The sequence below is a fragment of the Bacillus chungangensis genome (genome assembly GCF_030812995.1).
Classification (GTDB): Bacteria; Bacillota; Bacilli; order Bacillales; family Bacillaceae_C; genus Bacillus_CF; species Bacillus_CF chungangensis.
This window is the reverse complement of sequence record NZ_JAUSTT010000059.1, coordinates 1-1,369: the sequence shown is the minus strand read 5'-3', so window position 1 is coordinate 1,369 and position 1,369 is coordinate 1. Positions and strand designations below refer to the sequence as shown.

Genomic DNA, 1,369 nt, shown 5'->3' with positions numbered 1-1,369 from the left:
TGGCTTACGCCAACCGAAAATTCATCTCCCACTTTCATTGGGCTATGCCCTTCACATTTAGAAGTGGGAGAATTCTTTTCGGAGATCCAGTTAAATAAAGTGAAACTTCCATGAGTGGGGGTTTTCTCTCCACTCATGGTTAGTTGAACCAATCGGGCATTTGACTTTCAGTTATCCCCCACCTAGATTTCTTCGAATTCTCTTAACTCTTGAGGTGGGGGTCTTACTGCTAGTTAGATGTGGGATAAAATTCTAGAAAGGCAATGATAGATCGTTTTATTGTGAAATAATCTTCATTTATCTTAATTGGAAAAGAGGTTTTGAATCAATGAATAGCAATATTATTTGGGGGATAGTATTATTAGCGCTGAGTTTGTTTCTTAAGCCATTATTGGCGATTGTGGGGCTGAATGAAAGGTTGTTCGGATTGCACTGGCAAGGTGAAACTGTGTTTTCATTGAGTCCATTCTTAGTTCGGATTATTCTAGCAGTAATTGGGATTATCATGCTTATCATCTGCGGTATGCAAGTTGCAAAGCAGAAGAATAAATAGTTGAAAGGATAGAGAGCCATTATGAGAAAATTCGTTCCAAACAAGAAACATGAAGAAGACAGGTCTTCCTATTGGACATATTTACTTGATGATGATAGTTCGACTGCGATTAAGCCCAATATAGGTCAGATGAAACATCACATTTACCTATGAGATAGGCACTAACCAATGGCGATGCAAATGAAAAGCTGGCTGCTGAACAATATCTTAGAGAATGAAATATACTGTCAACAATCAAATAATTTGAGTAAGAACAACTCGGCTTAATAAATACGATGCTTTACAATAATGTCACAGGACAAGAACATAGTCCTTTAAGAAACTGCGCCCCGCGCGGTTTTTCTAATTTAAGGGATCAAATTCTTGTCTTTTGCTCGAAACAAGAACTTGATCCCTTTGCCTATAATGGACAAGAACATAGTCTCATTGCCGATTTGTTAAAGTAGAGTTAACAAAGCTCAATAGTTACGACATGAATGAGTACCCAAAAGTTTTAACAATACACCGACACGGGGAGATAAATCAACTCATTATAGGGAAAAGGAAGCGACTGATTATTATATCTGGCGAATGAAAGGTAGTCTACGATAAAATTGTCTTAACTAGAAACCATTTTTTAGATTGTGTTAATCTGTCTAATAGTGAACTCAATTTAGAGAGAGGGATGTTACTTGAAAAGAAGCGTATTATATATTGAAGATAATGAGAAAATAGGCAGTTGGGTAAAAGAAGAATTGGAACAGCGAGGATTTTCAGTTCAGTGGCTGCTTTCTGGTGAAGGAGCCGAAAAAGAAGTAAATCAGCATGAAATAGTTA

Annotated in this window: 1 protein-coding gene; it reads left to right on the top strand. The window is 37.0% G+C overall.

Going from position 1 to position 1,369, the window contains the following annotated elements:
• Nucleotides 1-328 precede the first annotated feature (328 nt).
• The gene (locus J2S08_RS22310) at nt 329-553 is read left to right on the top strand and encodes a hypothetical protein (protein WP_307233552.1); all 225 of its coding nucleotides are present in this window, start codon (nt 329-331) and stop codon (nt 551-553) included.
• Nucleotides 554-1,369 lie beyond the last annotated feature (816 nt).